Source organism: Bradyrhizobium uaiense (assembly GCF_010811875.1).
GTDB lineage: Bacteria > Pseudomonadota > Alphaproteobacteria > Rhizobiales > Xanthobacteraceae > Bradyrhizobium > Bradyrhizobium uaiense.
This window is the reverse complement of record NZ_VKHP01000130.1, coordinates 1-26,017: the sequence shown is the minus strand read 5'-3', so window position 1 is coordinate 26,017 and position 26,017 is coordinate 1. Positions and strand designations below refer to the sequence as shown.

At 64.9% G+C, this 26,017-nt stretch carries 23 protein-coding genes; 9 read left to right on the top strand and 14 right to left on the bottom strand.

Translation table 11 applies throughout. The annotated features are described in order from the left end of the window. Together FNJ47_RS27185 and FNJ47_RS27180 are read left to right on the top strand one after the other, a co-directional pair. A partial coding sequence (locus FNJ47_RS27185) for an outer membrane protein (protein WP_163158672.1) occupies positions 1–598 on the top strand: 598 nt, incomplete at its 5' end. Between the two features lie 175 nt (positions 599–773). Next, a complete protein-coding gene (locus tag FNJ47_RS27180) occupies positions 774–1,544 on the top strand; it encodes a glucose 1-dehydrogenase (RefSeq protein ID WP_163158670.1) in 771 nt (256 codons plus the stop codon). Between the two features lie 76 nt (positions 1,545–1,620). Here FNJ47_RS27180 and FNJ47_RS27175 read toward each other — a convergent pair whose 3' ends face one another. The 3 genes from FNJ47_RS27175 to FNJ47_RS27165 all read right to left on the bottom strand — a co-directional run bounded on the left by FNJ47_RS27175 (position 1,621) and on the right by FNJ47_RS27165 (position 5,441). Next, positions 1,621–2,397: an outer membrane beta-barrel protein gene (locus FNJ47_RS27175; RefSeq protein ID WP_163158668.1), complete on the bottom strand. Its 777-nt coding sequence runs from the start codon at positions 2,395–2,397 to the stop codon at positions 1,621–1,623. Between the two features lie 200 nt (positions 2,398–2,597). Continuing rightward, the gene (locus tag FNJ47_RS27170) at positions 2,598–3,842 is read right to left on the bottom strand and encodes an FAD-dependent oxidoreductase (protein ID WP_181957705.1); all 1,245 of its coding nucleotides are present in this window, start codon (positions 3,840–3,842) and stop codon (positions 2,598–2,600) included. An 87-nt stretch (positions 3,843–3,929) separates the two neighbouring features. Then, positions 3,930–5,441 (bottom strand): caspase family protein, encoded by a 1,512-nt coding sequence (locus FNJ47_RS27165; RefSeq protein WP_163158678.1) that lies wholly within the window; start codon positions 5,439–5,441, stop codon positions 3,930–3,932. Between the two features lie 236 nt (positions 5,442–5,677). On the opposite strand from FNJ47_RS27165, the gene FNJ47_RS27160 reads away from it, so the two are divergent. The 6 genes from FNJ47_RS27160 to FNJ47_RS27135 all read left to right on the top strand — a co-directional run bounded on the left by FNJ47_RS27160 (position 5,678) and on the right by FNJ47_RS27135 (position 15,739). Continuing rightward, entirely contained in the window at positions 5,678–6,631 is a 954-nt protein-coding gene (locus tag FNJ47_RS27160; RefSeq protein WP_163158666.1) for a helix-turn-helix domain-containing protein, read from the top strand. 105 nt (positions 6,632–6,736) lie between these two features. Next, positions 6,737–7,351, top strand: a complete 615-nt coding sequence (locus tag FNJ47_RS27155; protein ID WP_206685355.1) for a TetR/AcrR family transcriptional regulator — start codon at positions 6,737–6,739, stop codon at positions 7,349–7,351. A 391-nt stretch (positions 7,352–7,742) separates the two neighbouring features. Then, complete coding sequence (locus FNJ47_RS51560; protein WP_347341724.1) at positions 7,743–8,363, top strand: helix-turn-helix transcriptional regulator; 621 nt, start codon at positions 7,743–7,745, stop codon at positions 8,361–8,363. Between the two features lie 153 nt (positions 8,364–8,516). Then, on the top strand, positions 8,517–12,386 hold the full coding sequence (locus FNJ47_RS27145) for an autotransporter outer membrane beta-barrel domain-containing protein (RefSeq protein ID WP_163158662.1): 3,870 nt from the start codon (positions 8,517–8,519) through the stop codon (positions 12,384–12,386). Between the two features lie 453 nt (positions 12,387–12,839). Then, on the top strand, positions 12,840–14,354 hold the full coding sequence (locus tag FNJ47_RS27140) for a DEAD/DEAH box helicase (RefSeq protein WP_163158660.1): 1,515 nt from the start codon (positions 12,840–12,842) through the stop codon (positions 14,352–14,354). A gap of 317 nt (positions 14,355–14,671) precedes the next feature. Further along, positions 14,672–15,739, top strand: a complete 1,068-nt coding sequence (locus FNJ47_RS27135) for a diguanylate cyclase (protein ID WP_163158658.1) — start codon at positions 14,672–14,674, stop codon at positions 15,737–15,739. A 39-nt stretch (positions 15,740–15,778) separates the two neighbouring features. On the opposite strand, the gene FNJ47_RS27130 is transcribed toward FNJ47_RS27135, so the two are convergent. The 8 genes from FNJ47_RS27130 to FNJ47_RS27095 all read right to left on the bottom strand — a co-directional run bounded on the left by FNJ47_RS27130 (position 15,779) and on the right by FNJ47_RS27095 (position 23,423). Next, positions 15,779–16,258 (bottom strand): TfoX/Sxy family protein, encoded by a 480-nt coding sequence (locus FNJ47_RS27130; protein ID WP_163158656.1) that lies wholly within the window; start codon positions 16,256–16,258, stop codon positions 15,779–15,781. A gap of 188 nt (positions 16,259–16,446) precedes the next feature. After that, positions 16,447–16,845 (bottom strand): HesB/IscA family protein, encoded by a 399-nt coding sequence (locus FNJ47_RS27125; RefSeq protein WP_163158654.1) that lies wholly within the window; start codon positions 16,843–16,845, stop codon positions 16,447–16,449. 65 nt (positions 16,846–16,910) lie between these two features. Further along, positions 16,911–17,282 carry an SUF system Fe-S cluster assembly protein gene (locus FNJ47_RS27120; RefSeq protein WP_163158652.1) on the bottom strand — a complete coding sequence of 124 codons (372 nt, stop codon included), beginning with the start codon at positions 17,280–17,282 and terminating at the stop codon, positions 16,911–16,913. Beyond that, positions 17,279–18,526, bottom strand: a complete 1,248-nt coding sequence (locus tag FNJ47_RS27115) for a SufS family cysteine desulfurase (protein ID WP_175068424.1) — start codon at positions 18,524–18,526, stop codon at positions 17,279–17,281. The genes FNJ47_RS27120 and FNJ47_RS27115 overlap by 4 nt, the downstream gene beginning before the upstream one ends. Then, the gene (gene sufD / locus FNJ47_RS27110; RefSeq protein WP_163158650.1) at positions 18,523–19,845 is read right to left on the bottom strand and encodes a Fe-S cluster assembly protein SufD; all 1,323 of its coding nucleotides are present in this window, start codon (positions 19,843–19,845) and stop codon (positions 18,523–18,525) included. The genes FNJ47_RS27115 and sufD overlap by 4 nt, the downstream gene beginning before the upstream one ends. A 17-nt stretch (positions 19,846–19,862) precedes the next feature. Beyond that, positions 19,863–20,615, bottom strand: coding sequence for a Fe-S cluster assembly ATPase SufC (sufC, locus tag FNJ47_RS27105; RefSeq protein ID WP_163158648.1), 753 nt, complete (start codon positions 20,613–20,615; stop codon positions 19,863–19,865). A gap of 59 nt (positions 20,616–20,674) precedes the next feature. Beyond that, positions 20,675–22,171, bottom strand: a complete 1,497-nt coding sequence (gene sufB / locus FNJ47_RS27100; RefSeq protein WP_163158646.1) for a Fe-S cluster assembly protein SufB — start codon at positions 22,169–22,171, stop codon at positions 20,675–20,677. Between the two features lie 94 nt (positions 22,172–22,265). After that, complete coding sequence (locus FNJ47_RS27095; RefSeq protein ID WP_163158644.1) at positions 22,266–23,423, bottom strand: cysteine desulfurase family protein; 1,158 nt, start codon at positions 23,421–23,423, stop codon at positions 22,266–22,268. A 448-nt stretch (positions 23,424–23,871) separates the two neighbouring features. On the opposite strand from FNJ47_RS27095, the gene FNJ47_RS27090 reads away from it, so the two are divergent. Further along, entirely contained in the window at positions 23,872–24,519 is a 648-nt protein-coding gene (locus tag FNJ47_RS27090; RefSeq protein WP_016843213.1) for an alpha/beta hydrolase, read from the top strand. Positions 24,520–24,660: 141 nt separating this feature from the next. On the opposite strand, the gene FNJ47_RS27085 is transcribed toward FNJ47_RS27090, so the two are convergent. The 3 genes from FNJ47_RS27085 to FNJ47_RS27075 form a co-directional block, all read right to left on the bottom strand. Then, positions 24,661–24,990, bottom strand: coding sequence for a DMT family transporter (locus FNJ47_RS27085; RefSeq protein ID WP_163158642.1), 330 nt, complete (start codon positions 24,988–24,990; stop codon positions 24,661–24,663). A 3-nt stretch (positions 24,991–24,993) separates the two neighbouring features. Beyond that, entirely contained in the window at positions 24,994–25,671 is a 678-nt protein-coding gene (locus tag FNJ47_RS27080) for a glutathione S-transferase family protein (protein WP_163158640.1), read from the bottom strand. Positions 25,672–25,753: 82 nt separating this feature from the next. Next, positions 25,754–26,017 (bottom strand): anhydro-N-acetylmuramic acid kinase (locus tag FNJ47_RS27075; RefSeq protein WP_206685354.1); only part of this gene is annotated, 264 nt, incomplete at its 5' end.

Genomic DNA, 26,017 nt, shown 5'->3' with positions numbered 1-26,017 from the left:
GACCGGCGCACCGATCCTCGGCTTCAACCAGCGCCAGGGCGGCGATGGCTGGTACGGCACCGTCGGCGCCGGTTACGATTGGCAGACCGCCAACAGCTGGGTCATCGGCGTGTTCGCTGACGGCCAGTTCGGCAGCCTGAAGGGCACCATCCAGGATCAGGGTCTGGGTATCGCCGGCAACATCAAGAACGACTACAGCTGGGCCGCCGGTGCGCGCCTGGGCTATCTGGTCGCTCCGAACGTCCTGTCCTACGTCAACGCCGGTTACTCCAGCTCGCACTGGAAGGGCACCACGCTGTTCAACACCGCGACCGCTCTTCCGGTCGGCGGACACACCAACGGCTTCGATCGCAGCGGCTGGTTCGTCGGCGGCGGCGTCGAGAACAACCTGAACATCTTCGGCATCACCGCGCCGGGCTGGTTCATGAAGACCGAGTATCGCGCCGCTTACTACGACAGCAAGAACATCTCGGAGCTGGCGGACGTCACCAACATCTCGAACGGCCGCGACATCACCTTCAGGCCGTTCGTCCAGACCATCAGCACCTCGCTGGTCTACCGCTTCAACTGGACCGGCCCGGTTGTTGCGAAGTACTGATCTCTTCTGAGTTAGAAGACCAAAAGCCCCGGCATCGCCCGGGGCTTTTTTGTTGCCCTGATGGCTTCGGAACTATCCCGCCCGCCGCAGAGCCGGCCGGCTGCGCCTGATCTGGTCAGCACCGGCACGATCGGGCACTCTCGCGGCCAGATTCAAACCACAGCGGACAACAACAATGAAAAACGGACAGTTTGATCTCTCGGGCCGGGTCGCGATCGTCACCGGAGGCAATGGCGGCATCGGGCTTGGCATGGCACGCGGTCTGGCGGATGCCGGTGCGGCGGTGGCTGTGGTCGGCCGCAACGAGGCGAAATCGAAAGCCGCCGTCGAGGATCTCGGCAAACGCGGCGTCAAGGCGATCGCGGTGGCAACCGACGTGACCGATAAGGCCGCGGTCGCGGCGATGGTCGAGCGGGTCGCCGGCGAGCTCGGCCGGATCGACATTCTGGTCAACAACGCCGGCATGAGCATCCGCAAGCCCCCGCACGAGCTCGAGCTCGACGAGTGGAGCAAGGTGATCGACACCAACCTCACCAGCGCCTTCCTGTGCTCCAAGGCGGCCTATCCGGCGCTCAAGGCGTCGGGTCACGGCAAGATCATCAATATCGGCTCGATGATGTCGATCTTCGGCGCGAGCTTCGCTGCAGCCTATGCCGCGAGCAAGGGCGGCATCGTCCAATACACCCGCGCCTGCGCCAACGCCTGGGCTCCGGACAACATCCAGGTCAACGCCATCCTTCCCGGCTGGATCGACACCGATCTGACCAAGGGCGCTCGCCAGCAGGTTTCCGGGCTGCATGAGCGCGTGCTCGCGCGCACGCCGGCCGCACGCTGGGGTGCCATCGACGACTTCGCAGGCATCGCCGTATTCCTGGCGTCGCCGGCGTCGGACTTCGTCACCGGCACCGCGATTCCCGTCGACGGCGGCTATTCGGTCATGGCCTGAGCTTCTGGAGCCCTGAAACACAAGAGCCCCGGCGCACGCGCCGGGGCTCCTGCATCCTGTTCGCCTCAGTGTAAACTCAGTAGCGCGCGATGACCGGCGCGTCGAACTTGTAGTTCATGCGCACCACCGCCCATTGAATGTCGCGCGGCTTGGCGTCGAACGTGTAGGTCCCCGCCGAAATGCCGGCGAGCTGATAGGTCTGACGCTCGAAGGCCGCGTAGTTGTATTCGACGCCGATGGTCCAGTTGCGGGTGATGCCGTATTCCCAGCCGGCACCGACCGTCCAGCCGCTGGCCCAGTGGGTCTGGCTGCCGGAGCCGGTTGCCGGCGGAACGTTGTCGACAACGGACAGACGGTTGTTCACGCCGGCATAACCGCCCTTGAAATAAAGCAGGTTGTTCTGAATAGCGTAGCCGGCACGACCGACGATCGTCGCCATCGCATTCGCGCGCCAGCTGAACTGATCATCGCGGCTAAGGCCGAACACCGTGTTGGTGACGCGGCCGGAATTGTCGAGTCCGGAAATCGTGCCCTCGACGCCGAACACGAAATCGTTGGCCTGCCAGTTGTAGCCGATCTGGCCACCGCCCATGAAACCCGAGCCGCGCTGACGAAAGCCCTGGCCGGGAGCGAGATCGCCGAACGCCGTCGTGTTTGCGCTGTTGACCCACTGCTCGTTGGTCCAGGCGCCACCGAGATGGCCACCAACGTAGAAGCCTGCCCAGTTGTAGATCGCTTCCACATAGGCCGGCGCCTTGGTGTACGGACGTGCCGCGAGGTCGGCGGCCGACGCAGCGCTGACGCCAAGCGCCGTGGTCACGGTCAGCGCGGCAATGAATCTGGCATGAAACACGGTGGCACCCCCAGGTTGTCTGATGGGGATGAGCTTTCCCAGAGAGACCCTTACCAAAAGAAAATCTCGGGAGCCGGCAACGCAGAATCCGTGTCCGCCGGTTTCGAATCATGTCTCTCTGTTGCAGTCGCGCAACTTCTAACGACCAATTTAAGAGACTGTTATCCCTAACAAATTCCGTTGCGCGCGTTCGACGCGCATCAGCTCGCAACCGGTGAATGCACGTGCTCCGGCCGCACCCCGACGGCGACAAGACGTGCCGTGAGGCCCTGCAGCCAAGGCATTGCCGTGATCAACCGCAGCGCGAACGGCATCGGCTGATCGCCTGCCTTCAACGCGGCGCTGATGATGTTGTTCTGCGCGATCACCTGCATGCGCTGGGTCAGGCGCACCGGAAATTCGCGGCGCCGCCTCACCGCGTCGAGCTCGTCCTCCGACGGGCAGCCCTGTGCGAGCTTCGCCGCCAGGATGTTTGCGGTCGCGACCGCGTCCTGCACTGCGAGGTTGACGCCGACGCCGCCGATCGGCGACATCGCGTGCGCGGCATCGCCGATACAGAGCAGGCCGGGACGGGTCCAGCGCGTCAGGCGATTGATCGCGACCGTGAGCAGCTTGACGTCGTCGAAGCTCCTCACGTCGCCGATGCCGGGCTTGAGGATCGGCGCGAGGCGCAGCACATCGTCGAGCAATGCCGGCAGTCCCCTCGCCTTCACCGCCTCGTATTGTCCCTTGGCGATCACATAGGCGCACTGCCAATAGTCGCCGCGATCGAACGTCACCATCATCTTGCCGTTGTCGACGCGGGCGAACAAATTCTCGGTCTCGTCCGGACGCCGCCCGACGCGAAACCACAACACATCCATCGGCGCGCCGATCTCCTCGACCGCGAGGCCGGCACGCTCGCGCACGATGGAATGGCGGCCGTCGCAACCGATCGTCAGATCCGCCTCGATGTCGATGGGGCCGTCAGGCGTGTTCGCGCGCACGCCCGCAACGGCGTCGCCACGCCGGATCAGGTCGGTCGCCTCCGCGCTCATCAGCACCTTCAGCGCGGTGAAACGCTTGCCGCTCTCGCGCAGGAAATTGAGGAAGTCCCACTGCGGCATCATCGCGATGAAGGGATATTTGACGCTGAGGCGGCTCAGGTCGGCGACCCGCACCGAGGTGCCGCCGAACATGCCGTCGAGTTTCTGGATGTCCTGGTGCGGCAGCTTCCGGAAAGCGTCGATCAGGCCGAGTTCGTCCATCACCTGCAGGGTCGAGGGATGCACGGTGTCGCCGCGGAAATCGCGGAAGAAGTCGGCATGCTTCTCCAGCACGACGACATCGACCCCGGCGCGTCCGAGCAGATAACCGAGCATCATGCCGGCCGGTCCGCCACCGACCACGCAGCAGCGCACCTTCATCTGACGCGTCTTCGGTCCCGCCGGATTGCCTGCATCCATGATGCCGTCCTTGCCGCTGTCTCGCCTCGCAGGCTCCGACTGTAACGCGGTTCGGACGACAAGGATGCAATGCCATCGCCTGCAAGACTATCGCCGGAACGTCTTGATTTCCGACACGCTGCCGTCGCGATAGGTCAGCTCCACCGAGACCGATTTGGTCTGCGGTGCGAGCTTCAGATAGGGCTGCGCGTCGGACGGGATCGCGCTCGGATCGCGCGAGTTGCAGGCCGGCATCTTGAGGACCTTGTCCGGCACCGCGCTATCGATGCCGATCCGCACCTCGCGGATCGCGCAGCGATACGACATCAGATGCGTATAGTAGACCAAGAGCCCGTTGAACTCGCGGAACGCCAGCCAGCTGGTCGCGGTCATGTCGAGAATCTTGCGCTGGTCGCGGATCAGCGCGGCGTCGGGATCGAACTTGATCGGGAACGGCCCCTGCATCTCGCCCTGCGTATCGACATAGCGAATCTCGATGGTGGCCGCCGGCGCGTCGGCGGGCAGCTCGATCGACGGGTTAGGCATCCGCTTGCGCGTGCGCGGATCGAGCGTGTCCATGAAGCCGGTTTCGCGGAAATCGCCGCTGTCGCCGATCCGCCAGGAAATGCCGAGCGTCGGATCGGCGATCGAGAACACGACGGTCCAGCCGCCATTGTGCCGCGAGAAGCTCGCGATCGGCGCGTTGATGGAGTCCTCCTTCGGCAGCTTCGGCACCGAGACCGGCGGCAGCGCGGCCACCTGCTGCGGCGGCGCGGACGGCTTGGCCGCTTCGGCCTGCGCCAGCGCCTTCGCCTGCTCCTTGGCGATCCCGTTCAGGAAGACGTCGTCGACCATCTGGTCGAAATAGACCGGGATCTGCTTGTGCTTCACGGTCTCGGCCATCTCGCTGACCAGACGCCGCGTGCGCTGCGCGACCTGCACGAGGTTTTCACCGGGCTGCAGCAACTCCCTGGCGAAGGTTCGCGTGAACACCGAATTGGGATTGGCATCGTCGTTCGAGAGACGGTCGAGCGCGGTCTGGCGCGGTCCCGCCGAGAACACCGAGAACACGCCTTCGGGCAGTTGCGTCATCGGCGCCAGGCCACCGCCGCCGGCGACGGCGCGCGTACCGGCCCGCTCGAACGGATTGTTGCGGCAGGCGTCGAACACCAGGATCGAGGTGCGCGCCCTCTTGTTCTGCAACCGCTCGATGATGCGGTCGGCGAGAACAGAGGCGTCGCGCACCAGTTCCTCCTGCCCCTCGGTCGCGGCCGGCACGTCGGTCGGCAGCAGGAAATTCTGGCCGGCGATCTCGAAGCCGTGGCCGGCATAGAAGAAGAACGCGGTATCGCCCGGTTCTACCGCGCGGTCGAAAGCGAGCAGCGTCTCGGAGAATGCCTGCCGGTTCAAATTCTCCGCTACCATCACGTTGAAGCCGAGCTGCTTCAGCGTGTCGCCCATGGTGCGGGCGTCGTTGACCGCCTTCTGCAGCTTGGGCACGTTCCTGTAGTCATTGTTGCCGATCACCAGCGCGACGCGCTTTTCGGCCTGGGCGGGCGCAGCGGATGCGACAAATGCAACCGCCAAAAAGATCGCCGAAAGTCTCGAAAACCAGCTCATCATCCCGTTTCTCGCCTGCACGAGCAGTGTGCCGCCCATGCGACCGCCGCCTAATAGTCGGATCAGCCGTTTGGCCGGTTCAAGGCCGACCACACCGGGTCACCGTCCCGACCGCCGCCACCGGGCCACCATGGGGCGCCCCGTCGGTCTCAGGTCAAGTTTCTTTTTACGGCCGGCATGATAGATTCGGGCCTTCACTCCGGCGCGAGCTCTCCACAGGTCCCAAGGGCTTTTCCGTGCACACATGGTCCACCGATCAAGTCGATCCCCGGGATCGCTTCGACTATTGGCGCGAGGTCCGCGCCAAGGGGCTGTTCGGCGTCACCGCGGAGCTCGAGCCCGACCGGCGCCAGGACTTCTTCGGTGAGTTTACGCTGCGCCAGCTCGGCGATGCCCGGCTGGTCGAGCTGCGTGCCTCGCCCTACCGGGTCGAGCGGCGCACCGGCGATATCGCCGATGCGGCGAGCGACAGCCTCTGCATCTACCAGCAGCTCGGCGGCGGCGGCTGGTTCGGCGGCGCGCTGCTCGACGAGTTTGCGGTTCGCGACGGCATGTTCGCGACCAGCTATTCGGACCTGCCCTATCGCACCGTCCCGCTGCATGACGACGGCTTCCAGCTGCGCATCATCAAGATCCCCGTGGCGAACGTCGTGCCGCCGGGCGCCGAACTCGGCGAGCTTGTCCCCAAGCCGGTGCAGGATGAGACCGCGCTACGGATGCTGCTGGAATCCTGCTTCCGCGACCTGATCGAAGGCAAGGACGCCGCGGCAGCGGATACGGCTCCGATGGTGCAGGCGCTTGCCCATATCGCGCTGATCGAGCGCGGTCACATGCGGCCGAAGAGCAGGCTCGCGCAGCAGGCCCTGCGCAGCGCCCATCTGTCGCTGGCCCGCCGCCTGATCCGGCGGCATCTCTCGAGTGCGGCGCTGACGCCGACCCTGATCGCCGGCCTGCTCGGCATCTCGGTCCGTCACCTGCACATTCTGTTCGAGGAAACCGGGAACAGCTTCTCGGAGACCGTCACCATGCTCCGGCTCGCGCAAAGCCGCCGCCTGCTCCGCGAGCAGCCCAGGCAGACCATCGCCGAGGTCGCCTATGCCTGCGGCTTCGAGAGCCTTGCGACGTTCTACCGCCTCTTCAATGCGTCCGAATCGATGACGCCGGGCGATTACCGGGCGCGACCGGCTTGAGCCTCCGGCCGGCACACCGGGCTGTTGCGGGTTGCTAAAGCGCTTTGATGCCCGTAATCGGGATTCCCGGCCTCACGCGCCGCCCTCGTCGTCCTCGGAATCCTGATGTCGAAGAAGATGATCAAGCCCGGACCAGACCTGCTGCTGCAGGTCGACCGGGCCTTTCTCGACTACGGCTATAGCGGGCTGTCGATGGTCGGGCTGGCCAAGGCCTGCGGCTTCACGCAGCGCGCGCTGTACTACTACTTCAGCAACAAGGAAGAGGCGTTCCGGGCGGTCATCTCCTGGCGCCACGTCGACGACGTCGGGCTCGCGCTGGAGGCCGGCCGGTCGGTGCGGGCGAAGGGCGGCGGCGCGCTGGACATCTTTGCGAGGATTCTCGACGTCCGATACGGCGAGACGCGGCGCCGCCTCACGCATTCGCCGCACACCGTCGAGCTCAATGCCGAGGCCTTCAAGCGCTGCCGCGACTTGATGATCAAATCCGCCGTCTCATTCCAGGCTGACCTGGAAAGACTGGTGATCGAATTGCAGGCCGCCAAACTGCTGAAGCTGAACGGCGCGTTCGCGCCGGCGCAGATCGCGCAGGCGCTTGCGGACGGCGGACGTGCCGTCAACCAATCGCTGCCGCCGATCGCCCACGACGACTTCTCGGCCCGCTACCGCCAGATGTGCGCGATGGTGCTGTACGGCTGCGCCGTGATGCCGAAGCGCAAGTAATCAGCGCCCTGCCCGGCCACGCCGCAGGCGTCGCCTCACGTACCCTCGGACCATCGCTGCGGTCAGGGCCCGGCCGACCATGTCGCCGAGCCGTGGATATCTTCTGCCACATGTTACCCATTTCATATTTTACATGATTATGTGAAATATAGGATATTGCATCGCAAGACTTTTGGAGACGTCCCGAATGGTTGACATGGGACAAGCGGACGACCCGGCCCGTCGGCGCGCGATCGGGCGTTCTCTCGACCGAAATGATCAGCCTGCGCGCATTGAGAAGATAATTTCCGTCGATTTCGCCAGAACCGCGCTGGCGCTTCGTCCCGACTCGGCACTGCCGATTTCCTTACCGGTGACGCGCGCTCTCACGCAGAGCGAGGGATCAAGCACGATGCGCGGCAAGCTTGGGGATCGCAGCCCGGAATTGCTATCGATAGGCTCGGCGTGCGTTCGGGTGTCGGATGCGGCAGAGCTGCGGGCTGATACCGAGGCTGCCGGTCGCGACTCTCCCGCGGCGAGCAATCGCGGCTGGGCACCGCTGCTCGAAGCCTGCCTTGCCGACTTCAAGGAAGCCACGGAGACCGGTGATACCGCGCGCATTCCTGCGCTGGTCAAGATCGTCGCCGACCTTGCGCTGATCGAGCGCGGCGCGATCAGGCCGGGCAGTCGCCGCGCCCAGCAGGCGCTGCGCGCCGGCCGGCTCAGCGTCGCGCGACGACTGATCACGCGCCACCTCGCGAAGCCGTCGCTGTCGCCGGGCATGGTCGCGGACATGCTCGGCGTCTCGGTCCGCTACCTGCACGTCCTGTTCGAAGTGACGGGAGCGAGCTTCTCGCAGACCGTCACCGCCGAACGCTTGAGCGAGAGCCGCAGGCTGCTCTGCGAAAAGCCGCCGCGGCCGATCGCCGATGTCGCCCTCTCCTGCGGGTTCGGCAGCTTGGCCACATTCTACCGGATCTTCAGCGCATCCGAGGGCCTGACGCCCGGTGAGTACCGGGCCGAGGGGCACTAGCCGCAACGGCGACCCGCTGCGGCCTTACGGCCACACTTGGCTGCATTTCCGCGGCACGCGCGCTTTCGATCGACGGTATGCGCGCACTGAGAAGACAGCGCACGACCGTTGCGCCAGAAACAACCAGTTACATTGGCATGTGGGGGCATGGTCATGGCGGACGGCGGCAGGCCGGGGATGTGGCGCGGCGCGCTGCTTGGATCGGCGTCGTTGATCGCGCTGAGCTCCACGGCCGAGGCCGCGGTCTACTGCACGGGCGTCGGCACCGCCAACGTGCTCTGCGACGCCGCCCATCCGTCGGACGGCGGCCTCAATACGGGCTTCAACGGCGACGTCACTGTCAACGTCAACGCCGGCGCCGGAATCAACTCCGGCGGCGCGGTCGTGAGCGCCTCCGGCGGCATCACATTCAATCACAACGACCCCGCTGGCATCACGGGATCAATGTACGACGGCATCGTGCTCAATGGCGTCGGCCAGGGCGCGATCACCTACACGGGATCGGCTGACGTCACCGCCAACTGGTACGCGATCCATGTCTATGGCAGCGGCGGTCCGGTCTCGATCACGCAGACGGCCGGCAAGATCACGGGCGGCACGGGCATCAGCGCCACCAACTCAGGACCGGCGGGAAGCGTCAACATCAACACGGTTGGCAGCCAGATCATCGCTCCGAACGGGACCGGAATCTACGTCCTGACCAGTGGCAGCCAATCCGACGTCACGATCGCGACAGGCGCGGTCACCGGTAACACGACCCAGATCGGCGGCGGGATATTCGTCCGGATGGGACAGAGCACCAATACTGCGCGCAATCTGTCCGTGACGACCAATGGCGCGATCATTGGCGGCATTTATCTCCAGAATGCCGGCATCGGCACCGTCGATCTCACCACCAATGCGAGCGTCCTTGGGGGTATCAACCTCCAGGCCAGCAATTCGGCCAACACCAATGCGTTCACGGTGAAGCTCAATCAAGATGTCACCGGTAACGTCAGTTTGCAGAACTACGGCTCCGGCACCACGACGGTCCAGACGCGCGGCATCACGGGCGGGACGCTTTCCGTGTCCGGCGGCGGCGGCGCCAACAACAGCCTCGTCGTGAACGGGAATATCACCAAAGGAAACGACCCGGACCTGACCTTTTACGGGACCTTGGCGGCCGTCAGATTCTCTGGTGCCAGCGGCACTAACACCGCGACCTTCAATGGCGATATTTCCGGGACCGTCGACACCAGGACTTCTACCATTCATACGTCCAGCGGCGCCGCGACCGGCCTCTACGCCGGGCTGGGAAGCACATCCAGTGACGGCTCGGCGACGCTGAACGCCAACGGATCAATCTCGGTCACGGGCATGACACGGTCCGGTGACGCCGCAAATGTGACCGGAGCTTCCCTGGCAGCCTACGGCGCAGCTCCGGTCGACTTCAATCTGCACGGCGCGGTCACGGCAACGTCGATCAGCGACACCGCATCGAAGGTCGTCGGCGTCAGCGCGGCACAAAACAATCTGGGCACGATGCAGTTGACGGCCGATGGCGCCGTGACGGCCACTGCTGTCGGCACCGGCAGCACCGCCACCGGTATCAGCGCCTCAGGCAGCAGCTTTGCCCCGACCAACATCAACACTGGCACAATGACCGTTCGTGCCAATGGCGACGTGACCGCCAGCTCGGACGGCGCGGCAACCGGCATCACGCTGAGCCGCGGCAGCACCAGGTCCCCCGCCTTGACCGCGGGGCTCGGCGGCATCGATCTCGACACCAAGGGGACCGTGAGCGCAACTTCGGCAAACGCCGCGGCGATCGGCATCAGCGGCGTCATGGTCAATGCCGCGGACAATTCCGCGACGCTGGCGCTGCGCGCCGAGGGTAATGTCATCGCAAGCGGCACGGTCGCCGGAAGCTACGGCATCTTCGCCCAGCGCAACGGTCTCGGCGACATCAGGATCGAGGCACTTGCCGGCGTGCAGAGCTCAGGCGTCGGCATCGCCGCATCGCGCTCGACGCCGGGCAATATCTTCATCACGACCGGGACATCAGTCATCGGCACCACCGGCATCATGACATCGGGCGGCACCACGACGCTCGTTGCCAACGGCACCATCACCGGCACCGGCGGCACCGCTGTGCAGTTCGGCGGCACCAACGACGTGCTGCAAATGCAGTCCGGCTCCGTGTTCAACGGCAACGTCGTCGGCACCGGGACCAGCATCCTGCAATTCGGCGGAGCGGCCGCGACGAGTTTCGACCTGCCGAAGCTCGGCAGCGGCGCGCAATTCTCGGGCTTCGCCAGTCTCGCGTTCCTGGCAGGCTCGAACTGGAGCCTTTCCGGCAACTCGAATTTTGCCGGAGCGGTCAACGTCGATAGCGTATTCATCCTCAACGGCGCGATGCCGAACGCCAGCGTCACGGTCGGCCCGAATGGCACGCTCGGCGGCAACGGCACCATCGGCAACACCATCATCAGCGGCACGCTGTCGCCCGGCAACTCGCCCGGCACCATCACGATGGCGAGCCTGACCATGACCGCGGCGGCGACCTATCTGGTGCAGGTCACCAACACGATCAGCGACAAGGTGAACGTGACCGGCGCGGCCAACATCGCCGGCAACGTCATTGTGCAGCCGCTCGAACGGATCACCAAGAAGACCACCTACACGATCGTCAACACGGGAACGCTGAGCGGCACGTTCGGCTCGGCAAGCCTGCTGCTCGCCAACAACCTCGCGCGCAATCCGGTGCTGAGCTATGTCGGTAACGACGTGCTGCTGTCGGTCGATCCGGGCCTGCTCTCGCCGATCCTGCCGGCCAATGCCGGCGTCAAGCACAGAAACGTCGCGGCTGCGATCGACAACGGCCTGCTCGGCGGCGCCAATCTCTCCAACGCGTTCAGCGCGATCTTCAACCTGTCGGGCGACAACCTGCTGAACGGCCTGACCCAGCTCTCCGGCGAGAGCGCCGCCGGATCGCAGCAGACCACGTTCAACGCCATGAACCAGTTCATGGGCACGATGCTCGATCCGTTCATCGACGGCCGCGGCGCGAGCGCGATGCCGGCCGGCACCATGTCCTACGCCGACGACAATTCGCTGGCCTATGCGGCCAAGCGTTCGAGCAGCGATGCCGCCGCCGCGATCTATCGCAAGGCCCCGATCGCGCAGGGCTACGATCCGCGCTGGAGCGTGTGGGCGGCGGCCTACGGCGGCTCACAGACGACCGACGGCAACAGCGCGCTCGGCTCGAACAACACCACCAGCCAGGTGTTCGGCACTGCGGTCGGCGCTGACTATCGCTTCTCCCCGAACACCATCGTGGGCTTCGCGCTCGCCGGCGGCGGCACCAATTTCGGCGTCACCAACAGCGGCGGCGGCCGCTCCGACCTGTTCCAGGCCGGCGCCTTCGTGCGGCACGACATCGGCGCAGCCTACATCGCCGGCGCACTGGCCTATGGCTGGCAGGACGTCACCACCGACCGCACAGTGACGGTCGGGAGCGTCGATCGCCTCCGCGCCGAGTTCAACGCCAACGCGTGGTCGGGCCGCGCTGAAGGTGGCTACCGCTTCGTCGCGCCATGGATCGGCGGCGTCGGCCTCACGCCCTATGTCGCCGGCCAGTTCACGACGTTCCAGCTGCCGGGCTACGCTGAACAGGCCGTCGTCGGCGCCAACACCTTCGCGCTCGCCTACAACGCCAAGAGCGTCACCGACAGCCGCAGCGAGCTCGGCCTGCGCGCCGACAAATCGTTCGCGCTCTCCAACGCCATTCTGACGCTGCGCGGCCGTGCCGCCTGGGCGCATGATTTCAACCCCGACCGCAGCGTCGCCGCGACATTCCAGACCCTGCCCGGTGCGAGCTTCGTCGTGAGCGGCGCGGCCCAGGCCGCCGACTCAGCCCTCACCACGGCCTCCGCCGAGCTGAAATGGAGCAACGGCTGGTCGGCGCTCGCAAGCTTCGAGGGCGAATTCTCCAACGTGACCCGCTCCTATGCCGGCAAGGGCGCGGTCCGGTATGCATGGTAGCGATTTCGGAATATTAGAAATATAACTGTGAGTTGCCCGACGTGTCAACCAGCATGGTCGAACGCCGGCCGCCGCCGGCTACTTTGCATGGGGTCGTTTTCGATATTTTGGCAACGCGCCTCCCCGAAAAGGCGACGCAGGCCCCCGCCGAGGCCTCGTTATCGGATCCGGGAGCGGCGATTCATTTGACCGCCAAATGACGGAAATGACGGTTATTTTGGCGAAAACATTAAGCTTTTTCGGTTATCCGGCCGGTTCCAAGATTGACTTTACCGGTTTCGCCCCTATGTTGCGGGGCAACGCGGCCCTCGGATCGAAACGCGATTCGTCAGGTTTGCCGTCCGTCAGCGTTAGTCAGAGCCCCCGAGCTTTATCAAAAAGCGAGCCGTTTCGGGGCCGAACGCGACAGCCTTTTACCTTCGATTCCGAACGGCGGTTTCGACCAGAGGCTCAATGTCTTTTTCCAATCTAGGCCTGTCCGATAAGGTCCTCGCCGCAGTTGCGGCCACCGGTTACACCAACCCCACTCCCATCCAGGAACAGGCAATCCCGCACGTCCTCGCCCGGCGCGACGTCCTCGGCATTGCCCAGACCGGCACCGGCAAGACCGCTGCCTTCGTGCTCCCGATGCTTACCCTCCTCGAGAAGGGCCGCGCGCGGGCACGCATGCCGCGCACCCTGATCCTGGAGCCGACCCGCGAGCTTGCCGCGCAGGTGAAGGAGCAGTTCGACAAATACGGCGCCGGTCAGAAATTGAACGTGGCGCTCCTGATCGGCGGCGTCTCGTTCGGCGACCAGGACTCCAAGCTGATGCGCGGCGTCGACGTCCTGATCGCAACGCCCGGCCGCCTGCTCGACCACACCGAACGCGGCGGATTGCTGCTCACCGGCGTCGAGCTGCTGGTGATCGACGAAGCCGACCGTATGCTCGACATGGGCTTCATTCCCGACATCGAGCGCATCTGCAAGCTCGTCCCGTTCACGCGGCAGACCCTGTTCTTCACCGCGACGATGCCTCCGGAGATCAGCCGCATCACCGAGGCCTTCCTGCACAATCCGGCCCGGATCGAAGTCTCCAAGCCCGCAACGACCGCCGTCACCGTGACGCAATTGCAGGTCCCCGCCGGTCGCGAAGCCCATGACAAGCGCGAGATCCTCCGCCGCCTGCTGCGCGATGCCAAAGATCTCAACAACGCGATTATCTTCTGCAATCGCAAGCGTGAAGTCGCAGTTCTTCATAAGTCGCTGCAGAAGCACGGCTTCAGTGTCGGCGCACTGCACGGCGATATGGATCAATCCGCCCGCACGGCCGCGCTGGATCAATTCCGCAAAGGCGAGATTCCTCTGCTGGTCGCCTCCGACGTCGCCGCCCGCGGCCTCGACATTCCCGCGGTGAGCCACGTCTTCAATTTCGACGTGCCGCACCATCCCGATGACTACGTCCACCGCATCGGCCGTACTGGCCGCGCCGGACGCACCGGGACCGCGATCTCCATCGTCACCTCGCTCGATAGCAAGTCGATGACTGCGATCGAGAAGCTGATCGGCCAGCCGATCCCGCGCGCCGAGGGCGACTACACCGTTCACAGCGAGGCCTCCGACGAGGACGCCGCGCCGCGCCGCTCGCGTGGCCGCGAGGGTTCGCGCGACGGTGCCCGTGGCGGCCGCAAGCCGCGGCGTGAACGCGAAGCGCGTCACGGTGAACGCGAGCCGCGTCACGGTGAACGCGAAGCGGGTCATGGCGAGCGCGAGCCCCGTCACGACCAGGAGCCCCGCCGGGAGCGTGCAGCCAAGCCGGAGCGCGAGCCGCGCCAGGGCCGCAACACGTCACCGCAGGCCGCCCCGTCGCACGTGCCGTCGATCGGGCGTGCCGAGCCGCGGCGGACGCAGCGCGAAGTGGACCACGAGCCTGCCGATCACTCGCACCTGCCCGCCTTCCTGCTGCGACCTGTGCGCGCTCGCGCGTAAGGCTTGCTCTGATGCCGCCGCGCCAGCGGCGGTCGTCCGGGAAATCGGTGTCGTCGCCGATGACCGACGGTCGTCGCCGATCCGCCGCGTTTGAAGCAAATGCACGCAGTTTCCGCATCGCAATGGCCAGCCAGCGAAGGCGTCCGAAAGCTGCGCTCGATCGGCAACGGAATCGGGCTCGTGCGACGATCGTCGCGGCCAAATCCCCGTAGTTCCACTGTTTACCTTGCCTTCACTCTCGTCCCGTACCCTCGCGCGAATAATTTAGTCATTGCTGCCGGGCATGAACCGGCATTGCGTGCATTGAGGACGTAACAGTGGTCAAGCTGCTGGACGAACACGAACGTACGTTGGCGTTTGCCGAAGTCGCGCTTGGTCAGATTCGCTCACTTCGCCAGACCGCAGTCCCCCGCAACTATGAAATCTGGTACGTCTACGCGACCGGATACAACGCACCGCTCAACAAGGTCATCAACGAGACGCTGGCGCGGAGCGGCAAGCTCAGCGAATCCGATCTCGAGCAGATCTACGAAACCTATCTCTCGCACATCAAGACCTCGGACCGCATCGACAAGGTCGGCGCGCGCGTCATCGGCGAGATCGATGCCGTCATGAAGCTGATCACCGACGCGCTCGGTGTGTCGGCCACATACGATGCAAGCCTGGTCGGGGCCGCCAGCAAGCTTGCCACGGCGACCACCCGCGATCACATCAAGGTCATCGTCGACAGCCTGGCCAAATCGACGCGCGAGATGCGCGAGACCAATCAGGCGCTGGAGAACCGGCTCGCACTGTCGAAGTCGGAAATCAGCGACCTGCAACACAGCCTCGAGGCGATCCGCGCCGAGAGCCTGACCGATCCGCTCACCGGCCTCGGCAACCGGAAATATTTCGACCGCTCGATCGACATGGCGGTGCAGACTGCGCTCGCCAGCGGCGAGCCGCTGTCGCTCCTGATGTTCGACATCGATCACTTCAAGTCGTTCAACGATTCCTACGGCCATCTCACCGGCGACCAGGTGCTGCGGCTGGTGGCGCAATCGCTGAAGCAGACCATCAAGGGCCAGGACATCACCGCGCGCTACGGCGGCGAGGAATTCGCTGTCGTGCTGCCCAACACCGCGCTGCGCCAGGCGCTGACGGTCGCCGACCACATCCGCCGTGCCGTGATGGCCAAGGAGCTGAAGAAGAAGTCGACCGGCGAGATCCTCGGCCGCGTCACGATTTCGGTCGGCGTCTCCATGCTGAAGCCGGACGACGACACAGACTCCCTGATCGAACGCGCCGACGCCTGCCTCTATGCCGCCAAGCGCGCCGGCCGCAACCGCGTGATCTGCGAGGCCGATCCGGAATACAGCGCCGAGACCCAGACCCGCGTGGCGTGACCTCTTGCCGTCCGTTGAGACGCGCGCAATGCGCGCTGCTCAGGGTGAGCCCTTCCGCTTTACCCGTCCCTTCTGAGCCTTGGACGGCTTCGCAGCCGCTTTCCTCGCCGCGGCCTTCTTGCCCGCGCTCTTCTTCGCAGCAGCCTTCTTCGCCGGCGTCGTCGACTTTCCCGCAGCGGCCCGTTTCCTCGGCCGCTTGCGTAGCGCGGCGCGCTGGGCGGCACCGAGCGCCGAGCGCGCCCAGACCGCAAGCTCCTCGACATCGTCGAACAGCCGCGCCGGCAGCTGCCAGTAGGAGTTCACCGTGACGGTCTTCGAGCTCGTCTGGTACTGGAACGGCTTGGAGCCTTCGGCCTCGAATTGCGGGATGGTCTGCTCGTCGGCACGGAAGTAGAGCCCGGCACGCAAGGCGAGCGCAAAGTTGGTGCCGTCAGCGGAGATGCCGTAGCCGGAGAACATCCGGCGCAGCGTGACCGGGCCGAAATCGGCGAACAGGTCGGTGAGGAATTCGCGGTCCATGTGCCCATCGCCCCGCTTTGCGCGCTCAGGGAAAGAGCGCGTTTCCATCCACGTCATTGCGAGCGAAGCGAAGCAATCCATCCAACCGCACACGCGGACCCGTGGATTGCTCCGTCGCTATCGCTCCCCGCAATGACGCCGGATGGAATTGGTGGTTGCGCCGCAGAGACCGGCGTTCCCTTGATCGTCTAGACCGTGGCCGGCTTGAGCTGCACCGATTCGCCGCAACCGCAGGCCGAGACCTGGTTCGGGTTGTTGAACACGAACTGGGCCTGCATCCTGTCGGCCACATAGTCCATCTCGGTGCCGAGCAGGAACAGCACGGCCTTCGGATCGACCAGGATCTTCACGCCCTTGTCCTCGACGACTTCGTCGGTCGGACGGATCTCGTGGGCGTATTCGACGGTGTAGGACTGTCCGGCGCAACCGCCGTTCTTGATGCCGACGCGCAGCCCGACGATCTCCGAGTCGGCGCGCTTGGTCAGCTCGGTGATCCGTTCCGCCGCGGCGTCGGTCAGCTTCATGACCTGCGGGCGCGGCCGCTTCGGCTTGGCTGGGGTCGGTGGAACTTGCGTCATATCACTCATGTGGTCAGTCCCAGCGGCAAATCAATTGCCGGTCTTCTTGAGCCTAAGTCTAATCCCCTACCGCATCACCACATATTGAGGACGAGGCGCGCCTCGTCCGACATCCGGTCCGGCGTCCAGGCCGGATCCCACACCAGATTGACGCTCACGACGCCGACACCGGGAACGCTGGCAACCGCGTTCTCCACCATCTGCGGCAGCTCGCCGGCAGCCGGGCAGTTCGGCGTGGTCAGCGTCATCAGGATGTCGACCGAGCGGTCATCCTTGAGATCGACCTTGTAGATCAGGCCGAGCTCATAGATATCGGCCGGGATTTCCGGGTCGAACACCGTCTTCAGCGCCGCGACGATCTCGCCGCTCATGCGCTCGGTCTCCTCCGTCGGCAGTGCCGAGGTGGTTTCCATGGAGGCCGTCTTGACTTCGGCTGTATCGGTCATGCGAACAATTCCCGCGCCTTGATCAGCGCCTGCGCCAGCTGGTCGACTTCTTCCCTTGTATTATACATCCCGAAGGATGCGCGGCAGGTGGCCGTCACGTTGAACCGCTCTAAAAGCGGCATCACGCAATGCGTGCCGGCGCGCACCGCAATGCCCTGGCGGTCGATCACGGTCGCGACGTCGTGGGGATGCGCGCCCTTCATCTCGAAGGAGATCACCGGGCCCTTGTTGCGGGCGGTTCCGATCATGCGCAGCGAATTGATCTCGCGCAGGCGATCCTGCGCATAATTGAGCAGGTCATGCTCGTGCGCGGCGATGCGTTCCTTGCCGATCGAATTGACGTAGTCGATCGCAGCCCCCAGCCCGATCGCCTCGACGATCGGCGGCGTGCCGGCCTCGAATTTGTGCGGCGGATCGCCATAGGTGACCCAGTCCTTGGCGACTTCACGGATCATCTCGCCGCCGCCGTTGAACGGCCGCATCGCCACCAGATGCTCGTGCTTGGCATAGAGCGCTCCGATGCCGGTCGGCCCGTACACCTTGTGGCCGGTGAAGGCGTAGAAGTCGCAGTCGAGGTCCTGGACGTCGATCGGCAGATGCACCGCACCCTGCGCGCCGTCGACCAGCACCGGAATGCCGCGGGCATGCGCCAGCCGGATCACCTCCTTGACCGGAACCAGCGTGCCGAGCGCATTCGACATCTGGGTGATCGCGACGATCTTGGTGCGGGCGGTGAGGAGCTTCTCGAACTCCTCGATCAGGAAGTTGCCTTCGTCGTCGACCGGCGCCCACTTGATCACGGCACCATGACGCTCCCTGAGGAAATGCCATGGCACGATGTTGGAGTGGTGCTCCATGATCGAGAGGACGATCTCGTCGCCCTCCTTGATGTTCACCCCGCCCCAGGACGACGCCACGAGGTTGATCGCCTCGGTGACGTTGCGGGTGAAGACGATCTCTTCGTTGCGGCGGGCATTGATGAACTGCGCGACCTTGCCGCGGGCGCCTTCATAGGCCTCCGTCGCGGCATTGGCGAGGTAATGCAGGCCGCGATGCACGTTGGCGTATTCGCTCTTGTAGGCTTCGGTCATGCGGTCGAGCACCGCATTCGGCTTTTGCGCCGAGGCTGCGTTGTCGAGATAGACCAGCGGCTTGCCATAGACCTGCATGGCGAGCGCCGGAAAATCCTGCCGCACCAAAGCGACGTCGTAAGAACCGTTGGCGACCGCCTTGTGCATGCTCACGCCCTCGCCTCCAGCCAGCGCTGCGCGGCGGCAATTGCGACCTCGCGCAACGCGTCGCTGGCAATGGTCTCTATCGCCTCGCCGACAAACGCCTGGATCAGCAGCGCCTGTGCTTCCTTCTCCGGCAATCCGCGGGCGCGCATGTAGAACAGCAGGCTCTCGTCGAGCGCGCCGGTGGTCGCACCGTGGCCGCAGGTGACGTCGTCGGCGAAGATTTCCAGCTCGGGCTTATTGTCGGCTTCCGCGTCGTCGGACAGCAGCAGCGCACGCGTCATCATCTTGGCGTCGGTCTTTTGCGCATCCGGACGGACGATGATGCGGCCCTGGAACACGCTATGGGCGCGGTCGTCGACGACGGCACGGAAGATCTCGCGGCTCGCGCAATGCGGCACCGCGTGATCCATGAACAGCGTGGTGTCGGCGTGCTGCTTGCCGTTGATCAGGTTGACGCCGTTGGTCTCGACCTTCGAGCCCTCGCCGGCGCAAGTCACCGTCAGCTGATAGCGGCTGACATGACCGCCCGAGGTCAGGCCGAACGTGTTGAAATGGGCGTGCGCGCCGAGCGTCACCGTCGCCGAGGAGATGTTGAAGGCATCGACGCTGTCTTCGACCAGACGCACGTGATCGAGCCGCGCATTATCGCCGATCGCGACAATCAGCCCGTCATGGGTCTGGTAGGCCTTGGCGCCCTCGGCGGCCAGATAGCTCTCGACCAGCGTCACGCCGGTATCGCGGCCGAGCCGCAGCAGCGAGCGCGTGAACGTCGCGACCGGCGCCGTGCCCGATGCGACATGGACGATGTGCAGCGGCCGGGTCAGCACCGTGCCGTCGGCGATATCGATGACGACGCCATCGGTCGCCATCGCGCCGTTCAGCGCGATCATCGGATTGGAGATGTCGGACGCAAAGGCCTGCGCAGAGAGAGCAGCATCGCCGGCGTCGAGCACCTCGCGCAGCGGGCGGACGCTGAGGCCCTTCTCCAGGCTGCCCAGATCGGACAGGTCAGCCGCGAACGCGCCGTCGACCAGCACCAGGCGGCGCACGCCATCGATCGCCCGCAGCTTGATCGCGGCCGTGGCGCGATCCAATGCAGCGGCATCCGGCGCAGGCGCCAGCGGCAGCACCTCGCGCATCAGCGCGCGCAGGTCGGTGTATTTCCAGTCCTCGATCCGGCGATGCGGCAGGCCTGACCGTTCATACGCCTCGAACGCCTGCTGGCGCTGATCGGCGATCTTGCCCTTGCCCGGAAGACGGTCGCGCACGACGGCGAATGCATCGCCCAGCGCGCGCCCGGTCTCGGTCTTTGCGACAACGTTCATCTGAGAACCCGTTCTTATCAGGCAGCGTCTTCGAACTGCGCGTAACCGGACTCTTCCAGCTCCAGCGCCAGTTCCTTGCCGCCGCTCTTCACCACCCGGCCCTTCGACATCACGTGCACGACATCGGGCACGATGTAGTTGAGCAGCCGCTGGTAGTGAGTGATCACGACCATCGCGCGCTCCGGCGAGCGCAACGCGTTGACGCCGTCGGCCGCAATCCGCAGCGCGTCGATGTCGAGGCCGGAATCCATTTCGTCGAGGATGCAGACGGCCGGCTCGAACAGCGCCATCTGTAGAATCTCGTTGCGCTTCTTCTCGCCGCCGGAGAAGCCGACATTGACGCCGCGCTTCAGCATGTCCTGCGGAATGTTCAGCGACTTGGCGACCTCGCGGACCTTCTTGAGGAAGGCCGGCGACGAAATCTCGTCCTCGCCGCGCGCCTTGCGCTGGGCGTTGAGCGCCGCGTGCAGGAAGTTCCAGGTGGTCACGCCGGGGATCTCGACCGGATACTGGAACGCCAGGAACACGCCCTTGGCGGCGCGCTCATTGGGCGCCATCTCCAGCAGGTCCTCGCCCTTGAACAGGATCTGCCCGCCGGTGACTTCATAGCCGGGCTTGCCGGCGATGACATGGGAGAGCGTCGATTTGCCGGAGCCGTTCGGCCCCATGATCGCGTGCACCTGGCCCGGATTCACCGTGAGCGACAGCCCGTGGAGGATCTCACGTTCCTCGACACGAACCTGCAGATCTTTCACTTCAAGCAGAGACATCTGATTTTTCCTGAGCATCACCCGCAGGGCGCGCGTTGGCCGCGCCTCAGCAGGATGGATTAGCCAACCGAACCTTCAAGGCTGATCGAGATCAGCTTCTGCGCTTCCACCGCGAACTCCATCGGCAGTTGCTGCAGCACGTCCTTCACGAAGCCGTTGACGACGAGGCCGACGGCTTCTTCCTGCGAGAGACCGCGCTGGATGCAGTAGAACAGCACGTCCTCGGAAATCTTCGACGTCGTCGCTTCATGCTCGAACGTCGCCGAGGAATTCTTTGCCTCGACATAAGGCACGGTGTGCGCGCCGCATTTGTCGCCGATCAGAAGCGAGTCGCAGGCGGTGTAGTTGCGCGCGCCGGTGGCTTTCCGGTGCGCGCTGACCAGGCCGCGATAGGTGTTCTGCGACTTACCGGCGGCGATACCCTTGGAGATGATCCGGCTCGAGGTGTTCTTGCCGAGGTGGATCATCTTGGTGCCGCTATCGACCTGCTGGAAGCCGTTCGAGATCGCGATCGAGTAGAACTCGCCGCTCGAATTGTCGCCGCGCAGGATGCAGCTCGGATATTTCCAGGTGATCGCCGAACCAGTCTCGACCTGGGTCCAGGAGATCTTCGAATTCCGGCCGCGGCAATCGCCACGCTTGGTGACGAAATTGTAGATGCCGCCCTTACCCTCGGAATTGCCCGGGTACCAGTTCTGCACCGTCGAATACTTGATCTCGGCGTCGTCGAGCGTGACGAGCTCGACCACGGCGGCATGCAGCTGGTTCTCGTCGCGCTGGGGCGCGGTGCAGCCTTCGAGATAGGAGACGTAGGAGCCCTTGTCAGCGATGATCAGCGTGCGCTCGAACTGGCCGGTGTTGCGCTCGTTGATGCGGAAATAGGTCGACAGCTCCATCGGGCAGCGCACGCCCGGCGGCACGTAGACGAACGAGCCGTCGGAGAACACCGCCGAATTCAGCGTCGCGAAATAGTTGTCCGAGGTCGGCACCACGGTGCCGAGATATTTCTGCACCAGCTCGGGATGCTCGCGGATCGCCTCCGAGATCGGCATGAAGATCACGCCGGCGGCCTTCAGCTCCTTCTGGAAGGTGGTCGCAACCGATACCGAATCGAACACGGCATCGACCGCGATCTTGCGGCTCGGCGACGGCGGTCCGCCGGGCGGCGGCTCGACGCCCTCGAGGATCGCGACCTCACGCAGGGGAATGCCGAGCTTCTCGTAGGTCTTGAGGATTTCCGGATCGATCTCGTCGATCGAGGACAGCGTCTTCTTCGGCTTCGGCGCCGCGTAGTAGTAGATGTCCTGATAGTCGATCTTCGGATAGTCGACCCGCGCCCAGGTCGGCTCGGTCATGGTCAGCCAGCGGCGATACGCCTCGAGGCGCCACTCCAGCATCCAGGCCGGCTCATTCTTCTTTGCGGAGATGAAGCGGACGGTGTCTTCCGACAGGCCCTTCGGGGCCTTGTCGGACTCGATCTGCGTCTCAAACCCATATCGATACTGGTCGACGTCGATGCGCCGGACGCGCTCGACCGTCTCTTGTACAGCAGGCATTCAATCCTCCGCTCGCGGTTTCAAGGACCGCGGTGGATCTCAAGTTCAGAAAATCTCTTACGATGCTTTGAAGACGAAATCCGCTTAGAACAGTTCAAGCTGTGTTTCGTCGTTCCCCCTTAACTAAGGTATCGGCGAGCTTTCGCCAAGCCTTGAGGGTCAAATCCACGTCTGTCTCCGTGGTAGACCAGCCAAGACTGAGCCGCACCGCTCCCTGGGACATCTCTGAACGGTATCCCATTGCCTCTAAGACGTGGGACGGCTGGACCTTGCCCGACGAGCAGGCGGAACCGGAGGATACGGCGATTCCCCCGAGGTCGAACCCGATCACCGCCGTTTCGGCCTTCATGCCCGGCGCGGTGAAGAGAACGGTATTCGGCAACCTCTTGACGTTGTCCGAGAACACCAGCACGTCCGGCGTCTGCCGCAAACCGTGCTCAAGCCGGTCGCGCAGGCCCCTGACACGGGCGGCGTCGGCCTTCAGCGCCACCATCGCGGCCTTCGCGGCCGCGCCGAAGCCAGCAATCCCTGCGACGTTCTCGGTGCCGGCCCGCCGCCCGAGCTCCTGCCCGCCGCCGCGCAGCGCAGCCTCCAGCCCCTCGACGCCTTCGGCAAGCACCAGCGCACCTGCGCCCTTCGGTCCGCCGATCTTGTGCGCCGAGAGCGTCAGGAGGTCGGCCTGGGTCGAGGCGAGATCGAACGGGATCTTGCCGAACGCCTGGATCGCATCGACATGCAGCAGACCGCCGGCCGCGTGCACGATCTCGGCGACGTCAGCCACCGGCTGAATGGCACCGGTCTCGTTGTTCGCCAGCATCACCGAGACCAGAGCGGGCGGACCATCCGCCAGCAGCGCGCGCAGGTGATCGAGATCGATTACACCCGCGCGCGTGACATTGATCGCCGCAATCGCTTCAGCAGCAAACCGCCCGCCCGCGAGCACGGATGCGTGCTCGATCGCGGACACCAGGAGGCGCCGCACCGGTGCGCCCGCTCCGCGGCGCAATCCCGGCGTCAATGCCAGCGCATTGGCCTCGGTCCCGCCGGAGAGAAACACGACGTCCTGCGAGCGGCCGCCGACCGCCTTGGCCACCACCCCACGGGCATCCTCGACAAGCCGGCGCGCGCGGCGTCCCTCGCTGTGCACCGAGGACGGGTTGCCGCTCAATTCCCACGCGGCCGCCATCGCCGCCTTCGCCTCCTGGCGAAGCGGTGTCGTGGCATTCCAGTCGAGATAGACGCGATCGGCCATGGAGCTCGTCCGCCGCAATCACCGTGGTTGCGGCCTCCACTGCGACATAACGACAGTCGGGCATCGAGACCAGATCAGAGTGACCCGCGCTGGAGATTTTTCGCTCTCGCGCGAGCCTCGCCGCGTTGCCAGGCAAGACATCGCGGCGCCCTGCGCGCGATAGCAATGTGAAAAACCAAAACTTCAGGTAGCCAGCGTACAATTCGGCGTGTCGATCGCGATCGCCGCCGGCACACGCGTCACAGAGCGGATTCGCGTCGGCCAAGCGGCACAATTTCCTTGATTTTTGCCCCTTGCGTCATGCTAGAAGGCCCTCCAGCGTGCCGCCCGGCGGTGCCTGCGCCGAATTCATCATGAGCCGCCCTGTTCGCGCCCCGTCGCTGAAGATGGCTCCAACCGGTTGATTGATCGACGTCAATCAAGGGAACGCGTCAATCAAGGGAACACAATGCCTGAAGTTATTTTCACCGGCCCTGCTGGCCGTCTCGAGGGTCGCTACCATCCGGCCAAGCAGAAGAACGCGCCGATTGCGATGATCCTGCATCCGCATCCGCAGTTCCACGGCACGATGAACCATCAGATCGTCTATCAGTGCTACTACGCGTTCGCGCATCGCGGCTTTTCGGTGCTGCGCTTCAACTTCCGTGGCGTCGGCCGCAGCCAGGGCTCGTTCGATCACGGCACCGGCGAATTGTCTGACGCCGCGAGCGCGCTCGACTGGGCGCAGGCGATCAATCCGGAGGCGCGTGCCTGCTGGGTTGCGGGCTTCTCGTTCGGCGCATGGATCGGCATGCAGCTTCTGATGCGCCGGCCGGAGGTCGAGGGATTCATCTCGATCGCGCCGCCCGCCAATCTCTACGACTTCTCGTTCCTCGCGCCCTGCCCGTCATCCGGTCTGATCGTGCACGGCGACAAGGATGCCGTGGTGCCGCCCAAGGACGTCAACACGCTGGTCGAAAAGCTGAAGACGCAGAAGGGCATCGTGATCGACCAGCAGGTCATCCCCGGCGCCAACCATTTCTTCGACGGCAAGCTCGAGCCGCTGATGGAGACGGTGACCGGCTATCTCGACATGCGCCTCGCCAACGTGCGCTGAGGCGTGCCGCTAACCTGGTAGCCCGGATGGAGCCAACGGGTCGCGCAAACGCGCGCCCGATGACGGGCTCGGCGAAATCCGGGACTGCTTTTTCCACGAAAAGAACCCCGGATTGCGCTTCGCTCCATCCGGGCTACGGATTCATTCCGGCGCGAACTTCAGCGCCGCAATCCCGATCAGCACGAACGCGATCCCGGCGACCTTCATCGGGTTCAGCGCCTCGTTGAACAACAGCACGCCCATCGCGAGCGTGCCCGCCGCGCCGATGCCGGTCCATACCGTGTAGGCGACGCCGACGCCGAGCACCTGCAGTGCGCGCCCGAGCAGGAACACGAACGCGGCGAGCAGCACCAGCGACACCAGTGTCCAGCCGAGCCGCGTGTAGCCTTCGGCATATTTCATCGAGATCGCCCAGCCGACATCAAGGAGACCGGCGACCACGAGCGCGATCCAGGCAAGCGAGTGCGACATGGCTCAGGCGGCAAGCTTCAGCATGTGCGCGCGATGGCCGACCAGGAATGCGTGCAGCAGCGCCGGATAATCTGGCGAAACCGCGCTGCGTATGCTCGGCCGCTGGGCCAGCGCGCTGCGCCAGGCGCGCAGCTTTGGCGTATGGGTGAAAACAGCGAGATCGGTCAGCTGGTCGAACAAATCGAAATAGCGGAAGATCGGCGCGAACACCGCATCCACCAGGCTGAACTTCTCTCCCGCGAAGAACGGACCGGCGCCGAGCGCCGCCTCGACGCGCGCGAATTTTGCGGCGACCGCCTGCCGCTTGCTCTCGAAGGCCGCAGCATCGGTGGCGGTCTCCAGCCCCCAGAGATCGCCGAGAATGGCCGAACCGAATTCCATCCAGGCGCGATGCTCGGCGCGGGTGAGCGGATCCTGCGGATGCAGCTTGGCGCCGGCCTGCGTCTCCTCGATGTACTCGCAGATCACGTTGCTCTCGAACAGCGCAACCTCCTTGCCGTCGTCGCCGGTCACGACCAGCACCGGCACCTTGCCGAGCGGCGAGATCTTCAGGAACCAGTCCGGCTTGTTGGCGAGATCGATGTCGATCCGCTCGAACGGCACGCCCTTCTCATGCAGCGCGATGACAGCGCGTTGCACATAGGGGCAGAGCTTGTGGCTGATCAGTTTCAGGGCGGCCATGACGAACCTCGCGTTCAATGCAACTGCATCTAACTAAATGCAGCGGCATGGAACTGTCAAGGTAGATGCATTTGCATCTAACTCACGGTCGCGCGATGATACCCCCGGTCATCGGGATCGGCACCCCCGTCGTGGTGGGGTAGCTCAGCGGCAGCCCCTTCATGCCGCGTGCGGCAAGGAAGCCGAATGCCTGCGCCTCGATCGCATCCGCGGCCCAGCCGAGCGCCTCGGCGGGCTCGACGGTTGCCGGCGCCAGGCGATCGCGCAGCATCCGCAGCATCGGCGCGGGGTGAGCCCCGCCGTCGCGTGGGGGCCGGCCCCTCTGACCCGATGGCGCACGGCGCCG